This window comes from Bacillus sp. RO1 (assembly GCF_012524115.1).
GTDB lineage: Bacteria > Bacillota > Bacilli > Bacillales > Bacillaceae_I > Sutcliffiella_A.
This window is the reverse complement of record NZ_JAAZWB010000028.1, coordinates 1-14,486: the sequence shown is the minus strand read 5'-3', so window position 1 is coordinate 14,486 and position 14,486 is coordinate 1. Positions and strand designations below refer to the sequence as shown.

16 protein-coding genes are annotated in these 14,486 nt (G+C 42.3%); 2 read left to right on the top strand and 14 right to left on the bottom strand.

Annotation, left to right across the window (positions count from 1 at the left end; genetic code table 11):
• Positions 1-277 precede the first annotated feature (277 nt).
• The 4 genes from HC179_RS01975 to HC179_RS01960 all read right to left on the bottom strand — a co-directional run bounded on the left by HC179_RS01975 (position 278) and on the right by HC179_RS01960 (position 4,336).
• Positions 278-598: a LapA family protein gene (locus tag HC179_RS01975; protein ID WP_168862805.1), complete on the bottom strand. Its 321-nt coding sequence runs from the start codon at positions 596-598 to the stop codon at positions 278-280.
• A 21-nt stretch (positions 599-619) separates the two neighbouring features.
• Entirely contained in the window at positions 620-1,510 is an 891-nt protein-coding gene (locus HC179_RS01970) for a cation diffusion facilitator family transporter (protein WP_148987745.1), read from the bottom strand.
• A gap of 117 nt (positions 1,511-1,627) precedes the next feature.
• Positions 1,628-3,877 (bottom strand): protein translocase subunit SecDF, encoded by a 2,250-nt coding sequence (secDF, locus tag HC179_RS01965; protein WP_168862804.1) that lies wholly within the window; start codon positions 3,875-3,877, stop codon positions 1,628-1,630.
• 177 nt (positions 3,878-4,054) lie between these two features.
• Positions 4,055-4,336 carry a post-transcriptional regulator gene (locus tag HC179_RS01960; protein ID WP_168862803.1) on the bottom strand — a complete coding sequence of 94 codons (282 nt, stop codon included), beginning with the start codon at positions 4,334-4,336 and terminating at the stop codon, positions 4,055-4,057.
• 167 nt (positions 4,337-4,503) lie between these two features.
• Here HC179_RS01960 and spoVB point away from each other — a divergent pair, with 167 nt between their 5' ends.
• Positions 4,504-6,060 carry a stage V sporulation protein B gene (spoVB, locus tag HC179_RS01955; RefSeq protein ID WP_168862802.1) on the top strand — a complete coding sequence of 519 codons (1,557 nt, stop codon included), beginning with the start codon at positions 4,504-4,506 and terminating at the stop codon, positions 6,058-6,060.
• 53 nt (positions 6,061-6,113) lie between these two features.
• Here the strand turns inward: spoVB and HC179_RS01950 are convergent, their stop codons facing one another.
• Entirely contained in the window at positions 6,114-6,776 is a 663-nt protein-coding gene (locus HC179_RS01950) for a DUF421 domain-containing protein (protein WP_168862801.1), read from the bottom strand.
• 132 nt (positions 6,777-6,908) lie between these two features.
• Here HC179_RS01950 and HC179_RS01945 point away from each other — a divergent pair, with 132 nt between their 5' ends.
• On the top strand, positions 6,909-7,298 hold the full coding sequence (locus HC179_RS01945) for a TIGR04086 family membrane protein (protein WP_168862800.1): 390 nt from the start codon (positions 6,909-6,911) through the stop codon (positions 7,296-7,298).
• A gap of 405 nt (positions 7,299-7,703) precedes the next feature.
• On the opposite strand, the gene yajC is transcribed toward HC179_RS01945, so the two are convergent.
• The 9 genes from yajC to HC179_RS01900 form a co-directional block, all read right to left on the bottom strand.
• On the bottom strand, positions 7,704-7,967 hold the full coding sequence (gene yajC / locus HC179_RS01940; protein WP_010195975.1) for a preprotein translocase subunit YajC: 264 nt from the start codon (positions 7,965-7,967) through the stop codon (positions 7,704-7,706).
• Positions 7,968-8,008: 41 nt separating this feature from the next.
• The gene (gene tgt, locus HC179_RS01935; RefSeq protein WP_047969770.1) at positions 8,009-9,148 is read right to left on the bottom strand and encodes a tRNA guanosine(34) transglycosylase Tgt; all 1,140 of its coding nucleotides are present in this window, start codon (positions 9,146-9,148) and stop codon (positions 8,009-8,011) included.
• Positions 9,149-9,243: 95 nt separating this feature from the next.
• On the bottom strand, positions 9,244-9,771 hold the full coding sequence (locus tag HC179_RS01930) for a GNAT family N-acetyltransferase (protein ID WP_168862799.1): 528 nt from the start codon (positions 9,769-9,771) through the stop codon (positions 9,244-9,246).
• A 29-nt stretch (positions 9,772-9,800) separates the two neighbouring features.
• Positions 9,801-10,829 (bottom strand): tRNA preQ1(34) S-adenosylmethionine ribosyltransferase-isomerase QueA, encoded by a 1,029-nt coding sequence (queA, locus tag HC179_RS01925; RefSeq protein ID WP_168862798.1) that lies wholly within the window; start codon positions 10,827-10,829, stop codon positions 9,801-9,803.
• A 414-nt stretch (positions 10,830-11,243) separates the two neighbouring features.
• Entirely contained in the window at positions 11,244-11,444 is a 201-nt protein-coding gene (locus tag HC179_RS01920) for a DUF2905 family protein (protein ID WP_168862821.1), read from the bottom strand.
• A complete protein-coding gene (gene ruvB, locus HC179_RS01915; protein WP_168862820.1) occupies positions 11,441-12,442 on the bottom strand; it encodes a Holliday junction branch migration DNA helicase RuvB in 1,002 nt (333 codons plus the stop codon). Before ruvB ends, HC179_RS01920 begins: the two co-directional genes overlap by 4 nt.
• Before the next feature lie 43 nt (positions 12,443-12,485).
• Positions 12,486-13,097: a Holliday junction branch migration protein RuvA gene (gene ruvA, locus HC179_RS01910; RefSeq protein WP_168862797.1), complete on the bottom strand. Its 612-nt coding sequence runs from the start codon at positions 13,095-13,097 to the stop codon at positions 12,486-12,488.
• Positions 13,098-13,265: 168 nt separating this feature from the next.
• Positions 13,266-13,832 (bottom strand): intercompartmental signaling factor BofC, encoded by a 567-nt coding sequence (locus HC179_RS01905; protein WP_168862796.1) that lies wholly within the window; start codon positions 13,830-13,832, stop codon positions 13,266-13,268.
• Positions 13,833-14,123: 291 nt separating this feature from the next.
• Positions 14,124-14,345: a hypothetical protein gene (locus HC179_RS01900; protein ID WP_168862795.1), complete on the bottom strand. Its 222-nt coding sequence runs from the start codon at positions 14,343-14,345 to the stop codon at positions 14,124-14,126.
• Positions 14,346-14,486: the final 141 nt, after the last annotated feature.

Here is a 14,486-nt window from a genome sequence, read left to right as displayed (position 1 = left end):
TGTCCGAAGTTTTCGTGAAGTTGACCGAAGATTTTGGAAAATTGTCCAAAGATTCCGCGTAAATGACCGAAGATTCTCAAAAGTTGACCGAACCAAAATTTCAAATGGCCGAACCACTAGCATTCTTGACCGAACCACCCCATTCAAATGTCCGAAGATCCCAAAATCTCAGCCATTTTTGACCGAACAAAGAACATAATTGTCCGAACCATTTTTCCACAACAAAAAAAGGCGTATTTTATAAAAAAACACACCTTTTTTGCGCAAAAACTAAAAACTAGCGCGACCTGCGTCTCTCCCCAACTGTCTCCACCGTATTTTCTTTGTCTGCGACCGGCTCAGAAGATCCCGTTTTTTCCATCGATGTCCCGGCATGCTTCTGCTGCATCCGTCTTTTTACCATGACCACCTGGTAAATCCCGATAGAGCCAGCAATAACAATACCCATCAAAGTCGAGAATAATATCACTAACACCAACGGCCATTCCGCTGTCCCGAATAAATAGTTCACCTCAACCGGTGCAACATTTAATACCGCAAAAATGGCAACAACGATGGTGAAAAGTACTCCTGCTAAAAGGTACCATTGTGTCTTCATCTTAATCTCCCCCTCAATCTCTTATTCAGAGTATGGATTGATATGCACAAACACATCCTGAACTTCTTTATTTTCAATGAGTTTTGCCTTCACGTTTTTACCTATTTTATGACCATCTTCCACGGTAATGTATGGGTCCACGGAAATTTTTAAATCAATAATGACATAGTGACCATGTTCCCTTGCATGCAGACTGTCAATTTTCATTACTCCGGGTACAGTTAGGACAACATCTCTAAATTCTTCCGTGTCTTCCTCATGCATGACATGGTCCATTGTATTGTGTATGGACTCCGAACCAAGCTGCCAAGAAATTTTGATAATCATAAGAGCTACAACAATTCCGGCTACAGGATCGAGATACACTAACCAATCTACTCCGATGTAACCTCCTAAGACCGCTCCGCCAATTCCGATTAAAGCTGCGATGGAGGAGAAAACGTCAGATCGATGTTCATAGGCATTGACAATGATGGCATCGCTCTTTATTCTTTTTCCCAAGTTGTACTTATATCGAAACATAATTTCCTTTACGATGATGGAAAAGACAACTACGTAAATGGCTAGAGCTTTTGGTGCCTTAATCGGTTCAAAGAATGCCTGAAAAGAAGATTTACCAATTTCAAACCCGACAATCAATAAAAGGACCGCGACAATTATTGCAGCAATATTTTCTGCTTTTCCATGACCATATGGATGATCTTCATCAGGGGGCTGCTTTGCTGCCCTCAAACCTATGTATACAGCCAAAGACCCAGCAACATCAGATGCAGAATGAACAGCGTCTGCAACGAGCGCTCGACTGTTAGCGACAATTCCGGCCCAAGCTTTCAATGCAGCTAAAACTACGTTCCCTACTACCCCGACCAATGCTGCAAACTCGGCTTTTTTAAACCGCTCATTATGTTCCATAACGTACACCCCTTTGCATTCTCTTCTTCTATTGTACCCGAAATAGAGCATATCCCTCTCAAAAACTTAAGAAATAAAAATGCCACAGCACCTTAACAGGCACTGTGACAGAAACAATTATACTTCTGGCTCTGGATCTTCTACCGGAGCCTTCTTTGGTTTACTGATCTGTTTATATTTCCAGTTCATCCACAGCTGTGCTGCAATAAAAAGGGAAGAATACGTACCAACAATCAACCCTACCAACAGAGCAATCGAGAAATTAGTAATCGATTCACTACCGAAAATAAGCAAGGCGATGACTGCTAAAACTACAGTCCCAACCGTATTTAAGGATCTGACGAAAGTTTGCTGTAAGCTTTTATTCACAATATCTTTTAAATCTTCATATGTTTTAACCCGTTTTTTCTTTTTCAGGTTTTCACGGATCCGGTCAAACGTAACAATTGTGTCATTGATAGAATAACCAACAATCGTCAACAAGGCCGCAATGAAGGTAATATCTACTTCAAGCCTTGTTAAACTGAAGAACGCAACGATAAAGAAGGCGTCATGGAACAATGCCACGATGGCAGCAAGTGCGAACATCCATTCAAATCGAATGGTTACATAGATAATGATTCCCACCGCAGCTATCAATATAGCAAAGAAGGCATTCCTTGCTAGCTCTTGTCCGACAGTCGGAGAGACCGTACTAACACTTGGCTCCGAGCCATACTTATTTTGGACATACTCTTTAACTTCCGCTATCTCAGTCTGTGAAAAATCATCCACATATCTTGCAACGGCAATTTCATTATTGTTTCCGGCAAGTACCACATCTTTAGGCTTTAGACCAATGGAGGTCAATTCTTCTGTAATCCCTTCGGCAGTCAGGCTTGTCTCACTTAAGATTTCCACCCTTGTCCCGGCTGCAAAATCAATACCAAGGTTCAAACGGAAAACTGCAAGAACAATGATTCCTACAACCACCAAAGCACCTGAGAGCATAAAGAATTTTTTGCGATGCTTCAAGAAATCCCAGTTTTCAAATCTATTTGGAGGCTCTGTATGTTCATCTGTCATATTGATATCAAGGATATCCTCTTTTTTTACACCGAATAGATGTGGCTTATTATTCATGAATCTACTGTTCACCCACAGGCCAAGCAAAAGTCTTGATCCGAAAACAGCTGTAATAAAGCTCAACAGGATACTGACAATTAACATGGTAGCAAAGCCTTTAACAGAACTAGTTCCATATACAAACATGACTCCAGCTGCTAGAAGCGTAGTCAGGTTTGCATCTAGAATGGTTGAAAACGAGTTTCTGCTTCCTGCACGGAACGCTGACATGGCAGACCTGCCAAGCTTTAGTTCTTCTTTAATACGTTCATAAGTAATGATATTGGCGTCCACGGCCATACCAACCCCAAGTATCAACGCTGCAATACCCGGCAAGGTGAGAACCCCGTTCATCAATTCGAACACAAGTAGAATTAGAAAAATATACGTACTCAAAGTTACAACCGCCACCAAGCCTGGCAAACGGTAATATACAAGCATGAAAATCAGGATTGCACTAATACCAATAATCCCTGCAAGTACTGTTTTCTGAAGTGCTGTTTCTCCAAATTTAGCTCCAACTGACGTGGAATAAATCTCTTCCAGCTCTACAGGTAAAGAGCCTGCATTAAGAAGTTCTGCTAACTCCTTAGCAGATTCGATAGTAAAATTCCCTGTAATCTGTACGTTCGTTTCATTTAAAACACGATCTACTCTGGCTGCAGATAAATATTTAGGGTCCGCTTTTCCTGCTTCGACTTCATATGAATCTACACCTTCTTCAAAATCCAACCAGATAACCATCAGATTTTGGCCGATACCCATATCTTTAACTTGGCTAGTAACGTCTGCAAATTGTGAAGCTGAACGCAGCGTCAGCGCAACACTAGGTGCATTATTATTATCAAAGGACTGACTTGCTCCTCCCTCTGCCAAGGCTGATCCATCCATGAGTAGCTTGTCATTAACATCACGGAAGGTTAACTTCGCTTCAGTGGATAAAAGTTCCCTAGCCTTTGACTGATCTTCTACTCCGGCAAGCTGGACACGGATACGGTCATCGCCTTCAATTTGGATATTTGGTTCACTAACACCCAAAACGTTGACACGTTTATTCAGTGCACTGACCGTACTTACAAGTAAATCACGATCCACTTCACTATTTTCATTGATAGGTTTTACTTTATAAAGGACCTCAAAGCCCCCTTGGAGATCAAGACCAAGTTTGATATCTTTTGTAATTGGGTTCGTAAACACTCCAATTGTACTTCCAATCAAAATAAGAAGTAAAAAGAATGCTACGATCCGTCCTCTTTTGACCATGCGTGAAAAATCCTCCTTCTGCACTTACAATCGATGAAATAACTTCCGTTTTATGGACACTAGGGCTTCGTTCATGTTTCAAAAATAATTATGTAAAATATTTAATAAAAGCCGTTTCAATGCCATCATGTACCATTATGATTCATCCATGAATGCCTGTCAATTTTTGCTGAAAATTTAATCTTTTTGTGAGGTAAAATAGTTTGGTGCTTTGTACGCTTCAATTGTGACGTAACTCATATAGTCTGTAACCGATAAACTGTACACATCATTGACTAGTTCAAACAGTCTTTTGGTTTCAGGACGCTTCCATTTCTTTTTTGTCAAGCATTCCCACAATTCGTCTTCTGAAACGGTGTCATAGCCGAAAAGTTGAAATTCCTCCAGCTTGCTTTGCAGTATCGGCCTCAGGTCGTACCGGAAAAGGTCATAAGCATGTTCATTGGTTTCCTTTTTCATTGTTCATTGAACCCCCATTCAATTCACTCTTTCATTGTAAGGCTTATTTCAGAAACACTTCTTTCCCTCTCACTATCTCCTTGATAATACTTGTCATGCTTGGCCCACTCTTGTGCATATAGATAATTGTATATGATAAGTCAGTAATTGAGAAGGCAGGGAATGGGATGACAAAGCAAACATTTTTAAGAGGAACCTTGATTTTAATAATTGCCGGGTTGATCACAAGGGTTTTAGGTTTTGTCAACCGGATTGTAGTAGCAAGGTTTATCGGAGAAGAAGGCGTGGGACTTTATATGATGGCGGTTCCTACCCTTGTACTTACCATAACTATTACCCAACTTGGCTTGCCTGTTGCCATTTCCAAATTGGTCGCAGAGGCAGAAGCCCAAGGGAATCACCGTAAAATCAAAAAGATTTTGGTCGTATCCCTTGCCACGACTGGAGCGCTCAGCATTGTCTTCACTCCCGCCATGATTCTCCTCGCTCCTTACTTATCTAATCATTTATTTACAGACCCAAGAACCTATTACCCATTGATGGCTATTGCACCTGTTGTTCCGATTATTGCGATCTCATCTGTCCTTCGAGGCTATTTCCAAGGTAGGCAGAATATGAAACCATCCGCCATTTCACAAGTCATTGAACAGGTGGTCCGGATTTCCTTAGTTGCCGCTTGTACAAAAGCATTGCTCCCATACGGGATTGAATATGCAGCAGCAGGCGCTATGCTTTCCGCAGTTGTAGGGGAACTGATGTCCTTGCTATATATGCTTTTTGTTTTCAAAAATAAAAAATCCTTCCGTCTTCGTCGAAAGTTTTTTAACTATGTTGGCGAAGGAAAAGAAACATTCCGTGACTTGATGCGTATAGCCCTCCCTACAACAGGAAGCCGGATGATTGGATCTGTTGCTTGGTTTTTTGAACCAATTGTCGTTGCACAAAGCTTGGCTATTGCCGGTGTCGCTACAGCCATGGCCACTAAACAGTACGGGGAACTGGTCGGATTTGCCCTTCCGTTGATGATGTTACCTTCCTTTATTACTTATTCCTTATCCACTGCACTCGTTCCTGCCATTAGTGAAGCGGCAGCTAAAAAAAACAGCATCCTTATCGAGCATCGCCTACAACAAGCATTGAGGCTTTCCTTTGTCACAGGTGGACTAGCTGTGGTACTTCTTTTCGTTTATGCGGAGCCAATCATGTTATTGATGTATGGCAGCAGCAAAGCGGCTATTTATATAAAAGTGATGGCCCCATTCTTTTTATTTTACTATTTCCAAGGACCTCTGCAGGCCACATTACAGGCATTGGACCTTGCAAAAGCAGCCATGATTAACAGCTTCATTGGTGCGACGGTGAAAACAGCTGTTATCTTTGTTTTGGCGAGTAAGCCTGCTTTTGGGATCATGGGTGCGGCACTTGGTATTGTCATTGGAATGATGCTTGTCACCTTATTGCATATGGCAACCATTATGAAGGCTCTTAACTATTCGCTATATATCCGTGATTATGTAAAAAGCTTGATTACCATGGGGATATGCGTAATCGCAGGAATGTGGATGGTCGACCATTTTATGCTTGGTTTTGGCGTGGGACAACGGAGTGGTCTGATGATAATTCTGACATGTATTTTATATTTAGTTCTTTTATTGGCTTTTGGATTAGTAAAAAGAGAAGAACTTGCAAGACTTCCATTTTTGAAAAAGTGGCTGGCGAGATAACGTGTATACCAATTTGGGGTGTCTGACTATTAATTCTGGACACCCCATTTGGATTATTCATCAATCAGATCAATAAAAAACACTCCATGATCATAGCTACAGTAGGAAATTTTTTGGATATCTTTGTATCCAAGCGATCTGAGTTGTTGTCTAAGCCAAAGATTCGTTTTACCGATATTTTTTAAATGTTCTTCTTGGATGACTCCATCCATAACCAGCGGCAGGTTCATGGATTCTTCTCCGCTTGCCAACGTCCCCTCTTCCTTCTTTTTTTCAAATACCGATAGTTTTCCTGAAGGTTCAAGAATGGCAAACTCTACATCTGCCACATTTTTGACATTCTTCTCTCTGAGCTGCACAAGGAGGTCATCAAAGTTATATCTTTGTTTCTTCATTGCTTCTTCATCTATCTTGCCGTTATTTATGATCACACTGGGTTTTCCGTCAATCAGATCTCTGACTCGTTCGCTTTTCAGCGATACAAAGGCGAGGATAATCTGAATACCCATTAACAAAAACATTGGAAGCAACGAATGGATCAGTGGGTCTTTCGGATTTTCAATTGCCATGACGGCCATTTCAGCAATCATGATAAACACGACCAGGTCCAAGACACTCAATTCACCTATTTCTCTTTTTCCCATCACACGGAAGATGAAAAGGATAAGGAAATATAGAAAAATGGTTCTTGCAATGATCAATATGTATTCTTCCATCACTTCCACCTCCCCTGAAAATAGACAATAGTATCTTTAGTCTCCTCCCAAAAAATATTTATATTCTATAATGACTCTCTGGTGAATATGCTTGTATTACTTAGCATGTACTATGAAAGGGGAAATGTGCGCATGGAATCAAAACGACTTGGGTTAGCTGTCATGTATGGCTTGATTACCGTTTTTATGTTGGCGATTTTCATCAGTTTTATATTTTCTTTACTTTTGCGTTTTACCTCGCTTCAAGAAACTAGCGTGGCATGGATTATTGTGACCTTATCTTTTATTACGCTGTTTATTGGTGGATTTATTTCAGGAGGTAGAGGAAAAGAAAAAGGGTGGCTGCTTGGCGGAGCAACAGGCGGTGCTTACACGCTTGTCATTTTTCTTTTTCAGTATTTAGGGAATGATTCCTTGTTTACCCTACAGCAAATGCTGTTTCACCTTGGCTTTATCGGGATAGCCGCTCTGGGAGGTATTATCGGAGTGAACATCAGCGGTGGGCACACATCAAAGGCCTAGCAAGTAAAACCGGGCTAAAACCGCCCGGTCCTTTTTTAGTTGCTTGGTTATTCTCCGCTGTTGATTTCCGCAAATGGCTCCGCTTTCCTAGGGGCACTGCTGGAGCCTCCTCGGCTTCGCCTGTGGGGTCTCCACCTAGCGCTATCTCCCTCAGGAGTCTCCGCCTTTTGCTCCAATCAACAGCTATAGATTACTAGAACCATACGTAAGTGTTCTTAAAGATAACTCAGGTAAATACTCTCCTTCACCCCCTAATTAAATGCAGTCGCCAAGTTGATTGAAGTGGAAGGCGCGTAAACGCCCGCAGGCAAGCGAGGCGCCTGGAACGGAAATCAACTGAATTTTTATACTTTCTTATTCATTAAAAAAGAGCATGAACCCAACAGGGCTCATGCTCTTTATTCATTAGTCTTGAACTACGTCTCTAACCGCTTGACGGTCGTATGTAAGACGAGATCCGTCTCCTGCTTTGATGACAATTTTGTCTTCATCCAATGCATCCACGATACCGTGTAATCCACCGATTGTAACAACTTTGTCCCCTTTTTGCAGGCTAGTCTGCATTTCACGTACTTGCTTTTGACGCTTTTGTTGTGGGCGAATTAACAAGAAGTAGAAAATAGCAAACATTAATACTAAAGGTAAAATAGCACCAGCCATTCCTTCCATGTTGTAACGCCTCCTTTCTCAGTCATGTATGGGAAGAGATTTTAGAAGTTCTTAGCATTCGGTTTATTGAATCCATATTTCTCAAAAAACTCTTCTTTGAAGTCCCCCAGACGATCTTCGCGGATCGCTTGTCTGACATTCTCCATTAATTTTACCAGAAAATAAAGGTTATGGTAAGTTGTAAGCCTAATTCCCAAAGTTTCGTCACATTTGATTAGGTGGCGAATGTAAGCTCTGGAATAATTTGTGCAAGTGTAGCAGTCGCACTCGGGATCAAGAGGTCCAAAGTCACGTGCAAACTTCGCATTTTTAACAACCAAGCGGCCTTCACTAGTCATTAATGTCCCATTTCGGGCAATTCTAGTCGGCAATACGCAGTCAAACATATCAATTCCGCGAATCGCTCCATCAATTAGGGAGTCTGGAGATCCAACACCCATGAGGTAACGCGGCTTGTCTGTGGGCAACCACGGTGTCGTGAATTCAAGCGTGCGATTCATGACATCTTTCGGCTCTCCTACAGATAAGCCCCCAACTGCATAGCCAGGGAAATCCATGGATACGAGGTCTTGTGCGCTTAACTTACGTAAATCCTCATATTCCCCACCTTGAACGATACCGAACAATCCTTGGTCTTGTGGACGCTGGTGTGCTTCTAAGCATCGTTCCGCCCAGCGAGATGTACGTTCTACTGATTTTTTCATGTATTCATGTGTGGCAGGATACGGCGGACATTCGTCAAATGCCATCATGATGTCAGAACCAAGGTCATTTTGGATATGCATCGCTTTTTCTGGCGATAAGAAAAGCTTATCTCCGTTCATATGGTTGCGGAAGTGTACCCCTTCTTCCTCAATCTTACGCAGGTCGCTCAGACTGAATACCTGGAAGCCGCCGGAGTCAGTAAGAATGGCGCGGTCCCAGTTCATGAATTTGTGGAGCCCGCCCGCTTCTTTAACAATTTCATTGCCTGGACGCAGCCATAGGTGGTAGGTGTTGCTTAGGATGATTCCGGCACCCATTGCTTTGACGTCTTCTGGGGACATTGTTTTAACTGTGGCAAGTGTTCCCACTGGCATGAATACCGGTGTTTCAAAGCTTCCATGTGGTGTGTGAACGATGCCAAGGCGTGCGCCTGTCTGTTTACATGTTTTGATTAGTTCATATCTGATTGCTGTCATTGTATTCTCCTTAGGATTTCTATAAAGCATTGCATTTGTTTTGGTTGTTCGCTTTCCGCGGGCAGTATTTAAAGCGGTTGATGTCATAGGTGAAACTAAAGCGTCACTTCCAATTGTACATCTCTGGGCTCACGATCATAAATAGGCTGGTGAATTTCTTGAGCAGGCAAACAGCCCATTTTTTTGTAAAAATGCTGCGTTTCGACAGCTGGATGAGCACCAATATAAAGCTTGTTCGCCCCCATCTCTCTTGCTTTTTCCATCGTTTTTCGGAAAAGCTTTTCACCTATCTTTTGTCCTCTATGGTCTGCAGAAACATGGATAAAGGATAGTTCCAGGTAGGTTGACTCCGTTCCAAATTCATCTGGTTCAATGACAGAAAAGCCTAGTAGCTTCCCGTCTTCTTTCACACAGATTACTGCTCCACCTTTTTCAGCGGTTTCTCTAAGATGCGATGCGATGTTCTGTTTCTGTTGCTCGTTCCAATCATCTACAAACGCATCCTCTTTTTTCAGGAGTTGATTGTTATCCATCACATAGACATCCTTTGTTTGCTGATACCGTTTAAATCCTGATAGAAAATTTCCGGGAATCTCTTTTGGATCAAGGATAGATATGTTCATTCTTTCAGCTCCCCTTCAAAAGAGTCCCATTATACTATCAACATTGCATCGCCAAAGCTGAAGAAGCGATATCTTTGTTTAACTGCTTCTTCATATGCGTGCATAACATGTTCACGGCCGGCAAGTGCGCTTACGAGCATGATTAGAGTTGATTTTGGAAGGTGGAAGTTTGTTATCATGCCGTCAATGGCAGCAAACTGATAACCCGGGTATATGAATATGCTTGTCCATCCGTTCGCCTCTTTAAACTCCCCATGATCTCTTGCAATCGTTTCAAGTGTTCGTGTGGAAGTGGTGCCAACTGTGATGATTCTTCCACCATTACTGCGAACTTCGTTTAAAAGTCTTGCAGTGCCTTCTGACATCTGATAAAACTCTGCATGCATATCATGCTCTTCTACGGAATCCACGCTAACTGGGCGGAATGTTCCAAGTCCTACATGAAGGGTAATGAAAGCAGTGTGTACTCCTTTATCCTTCAATGCATCTAGCAGTTCTTCTGTAAAATGGAGACCTGCTGTAGGAGCTGCAGCTGAACCAGTTTCCCTCGCAAAGACAGTCTGATAACGGTCGCGGTCTTCTAGTTGTTCTTTGATATATGGAGGTAGCGGCATTTCTCCTAAGCTATCTAATACTTCGTAAAAGATGCCATCATATCGGAAATCAAGTTTTCTACCGCCATGCTCGCTCTCGCCTGTGCAAATGGCAGTTAAACGCCCATCACCGAAGGATACCACAGTGCCTTCTTTTACACGTTTAGCAGGCTTAATGAGGGTTTCCCATGTGTCACCCTCTATTTGTTTCAATAGTAGTACTTCAATTTTTGCCCCTGTTTCACTTTTCACGCCAAAAAGACGAGCAGGCAATACTCTTGTATCATTTAGGACAAGGCAATCTCCTTCATTTACGTAGTCCAAGATGGAGCGGAAAGTAGGTTCATGCGTTAGTTCCCCGGTTTGTTTGTTAAGTACCATTAGGCGCGATGCTTCTCTTTGTTCTAGTGGAGTTTGTGCAATTAGTTCTTCTGGTAAATGGAAATCAAATAAATCTATCTTCATAGTGTCACCTTTTCTTGTTTGCTTTCTTATATCATAGAGTCTACTTTAACACCTGTATCCTTTCGTTCCAGGTGTTCGCTTATCCAGAGGACGGTGCTTGAGCCTCCTCGCAAAGTTAGAAACCACTGAAAAAGTATCTAAAATTAAGGTGTTGTTCAGACACCGCTGTGGATTTCCGCAAATGGCTTCGCTTTCCTAGGGGCGGTGCTTGAGCCTCCTCGCTTTGCTGCGGGGTCTCAAGGTACCGCTATCTCCCTCAGGAGTCTTCGCCTTTTGCTCCAATCCACAGCTAGAAATCACTAAGTACATGATTATTCAGTTTTTCAGTGGCTTCCTTCGCCTACAGGGTCTAAACCTACCGTTCCATCGCTGGAGTCTCACACCTTGCGCTTCAGTCTACAGGTGGATTCTCTTTTATCTAAATCGGCCAATAAAGTAAAAAATAAGACTTAGTACGATACTGATGATGATGGATGTTACGATTGGGAAGAAGAAGGTTACATTGCCTTTTTTCACAACAATGTCTCCTGGGATTTTGCCGACCACTTGCCAGAGAAATCCTACGATTAAAAGCACCGCTCCAATTACCATCAGCATTTTAGGCAGTTCCATTATTCTTTTGGCACCTCCATATTGAAATGACGGTACACTAAGTCTGTCACGACCCGGCCGCGTGGAGTTCGTTGGAGAAATCCAATTTGCAAGAGGTATGGCTCATACACATCTTCAATAGTATGGGATTCTTCTCCAATGGTTGCTGCGATAGTATCCACTCCAACCGGACCACCACGGAACTTTTCAATGATGCCCATCAGCAGCTTGTGGTCGATATGATCTAATCCAAGTTTATCTACCTGCAAGCGATCTAACGCTTCTTTTGCTAGAGAAACACTAATTGTATCCTTACCTAAAACTTGGGCAAAATCCCTCACCCTTCGCAATAGCCGATTAGCAATACGCGGGGTTCCCCTTGCTCTTCTGCTTATCTCGATAGCTGCATCCTGCTGTAATCCGATCTCCAGGATCTGTGCAGTGCGCAGGCATATTTCCATTAACTGCTCTTCGTTATAATACTCCAACCTGCTCAGTACCCCAAAACGGTCTCTAAGAGGCGCTGTTAGTAAGCCCACTCTTGTAGTAGCACCGACAAGCGTGAAAGGAGGAAGATCAAGACGGACAGATTTTGAGGTTGGTCCCTTCCCTATCACGATATCCAGGCAGAAATCCTCCATTGCAGGATATAGAACCTCTTCGATGGAACGATGAAGACGGTGAATTTCATCAATGAAAAGGACATCACCAGGTTCTAATGCAGACAAAATTGCTGCAAGGTCGCCTGGACGTTCAATGGCAGGTCCTGCGGTGGTGCGAAGTTGCACTCCCATCTCATTCGCTATGATAGCTGCAAGCGTCGTTTTCCCAAGTCCGGGAGGTCCGTATAGCAGGACATGATCCAAGGTTTCCTGGCGCATTTTTGCCGCTTGTATAAACACTTCCAGGTTTTCCTTCACTTTATCTTGTCCAATATATTGCTGCAGGGTTTGTGGCCTTAAACTATATTCTAAAGAATGCTCCTCCAAGGTTGCATCCTGTGAAACCATGCGATCATCCATCATGTGGTTCCCCCTTTCCTAAGTCAGAGTATAAAGTCCCATATTATTTCAAGAGGAGCTGTAATGCTCTTTTTACATATTGATCTGTAGATAGGTCTTCTTTTTTCAATGCAGGGACAATTTTTTTGATTTCCCGGTCACCATAACCTAATACTTTCAATGCCTCTAATGCTTCATCCAATGCAGAACTGGAAGAGGTCGTGACATTTACTTCTACATCAGGCTGAAAAAGATCTGGGAAAGCACTAGGTACAAGGTCGTTCAGCTTACCCTTTAGGTCTAATATGATTTGTCTTGCTGTTTTCTTTCCCACACCCGGGAATTTGACGAGGAATTTTTCGTCCTCATTTTCTATGGCATGAACCACCTGTGCGGGCTGACCAGATGCTAAAATGGCAAGTGCCCCTTTTGGACCAATGCCTGTAACGTTCAAAAGCTTCATAAACAGATTTTTATCTTCTCTCGTTTTAAACCCATATAGGGCCAAAATATCTTCCCTGACATGTTGATATGTATAAATGGTCACTTCTTTGTCGCGGTCCACTTGATAGATGAAAGGGTTTGGCGCATTCACCTGATAACCCACTCCCATCACTTCCACCACAACATGTTCCGGTGACACGTATTCGACAAAACCTCTAATAAAATCGATCAACGTAGAAATACTCTCCTTTTTCGTTCAACTTCTACTCTCCATTTTACCATGAATAGAAGAAACTATCGGCTCAAAAGAAAAAGATAGCATATTTTAGTACAATTGTTAAGGTAAATTAACCATGACACGGACCAATGCGAAAAACAGACCAGCAAGATGCCGGCCTGTTTATTGTTTTTTGGTCGTATAAGGCTTGAAGGTCTCCAATACTTGCACATAATCATCTTTGGTTCCCACTTTAATTCCACCTTTTAATTGCTCGTGCTGGTGGCTTTCCAGTTTTCCTACATCAATCTGGAAAAAGGATTGTATAATCTTGGATGCCTCTGTTGGCTTTCCCTCATATATGGTAAGAATTCCATCATCAGAGATTCCAAAGTATCCATTGGATTTCAATAAAGGTGATATGTCATCAATATATTGTTGAAACACAACTTGTTCTCCATCCAGGTCTATAACCTGCCAATCCTCGTATTGAGCCCAAAAGTCCTCCATTGCCCAAACGGTCTCATCCAGAATTTCCTCACTAACCTCGCCATCGAGATAGATTCGTTCCAACACAACCTTCAATGTCAATGGACCGTTTACTTCAAACGCATCCTCAAGTACTTCTTCATCCACATATTCATTCTCATCTGCTGCACCTTCATAAGTGGCAAACGTATAAAGCAATCCAGATGCGGCAACGAAGACAACTACCAGTAGGATCCACTTTTTAAGTATGATGGGTATCATTGTTACATTGCCCCCTCACATTCTCATTAGTTTAATTTCTATCCCAACTATTTATTGATCTTATCCTTTTTTAGTTTGACCATATTTAGGAATATTAACCATGAGTATAAAGGAAATTTTAATCACAGAAAAAAAAGCACTTACCCTCGAGTAACTGCCAAAATGAAATCATGGTCCCAGATGCTGTGATATAATGCCAGAATCTTTACGCTTCATCCTTGACCATTTCAATGGAATTTCATTGTATGAAAGTGAAGACCTCTCTCCCCTTTTTCCTCGTCACTGAGGTCTTCATAACCTCCATGAGAACCTCTCTTCTCCTTTTTCTTCGTCACTGAGGTCTTCATAGCCACCATGAGAACCTCTCTTCTCCTTTTTCCTCGTCACTGAGGTCTTCATCACCACCATGAGAACCTCTCTTCTCCTTTTTTCCTCGTCACTGAGGTCTTCATAGCCACCATGAGGACCTCTCTTCTCCTTTTTCCTCGTCACTGAGGTCTTCATAACCTCCATGAGAACCTCTCTTCTCCTTTTTCCTCGTCACTGAGGTCTTCATAACCACCATGAGAACCTCTCTTCTCCTTTTTCCTCGTCACTGAGGTCTTCATCACCACCATGAGGACCTCTCTTCTCCTTTTTCCTCGTCACTGAGGT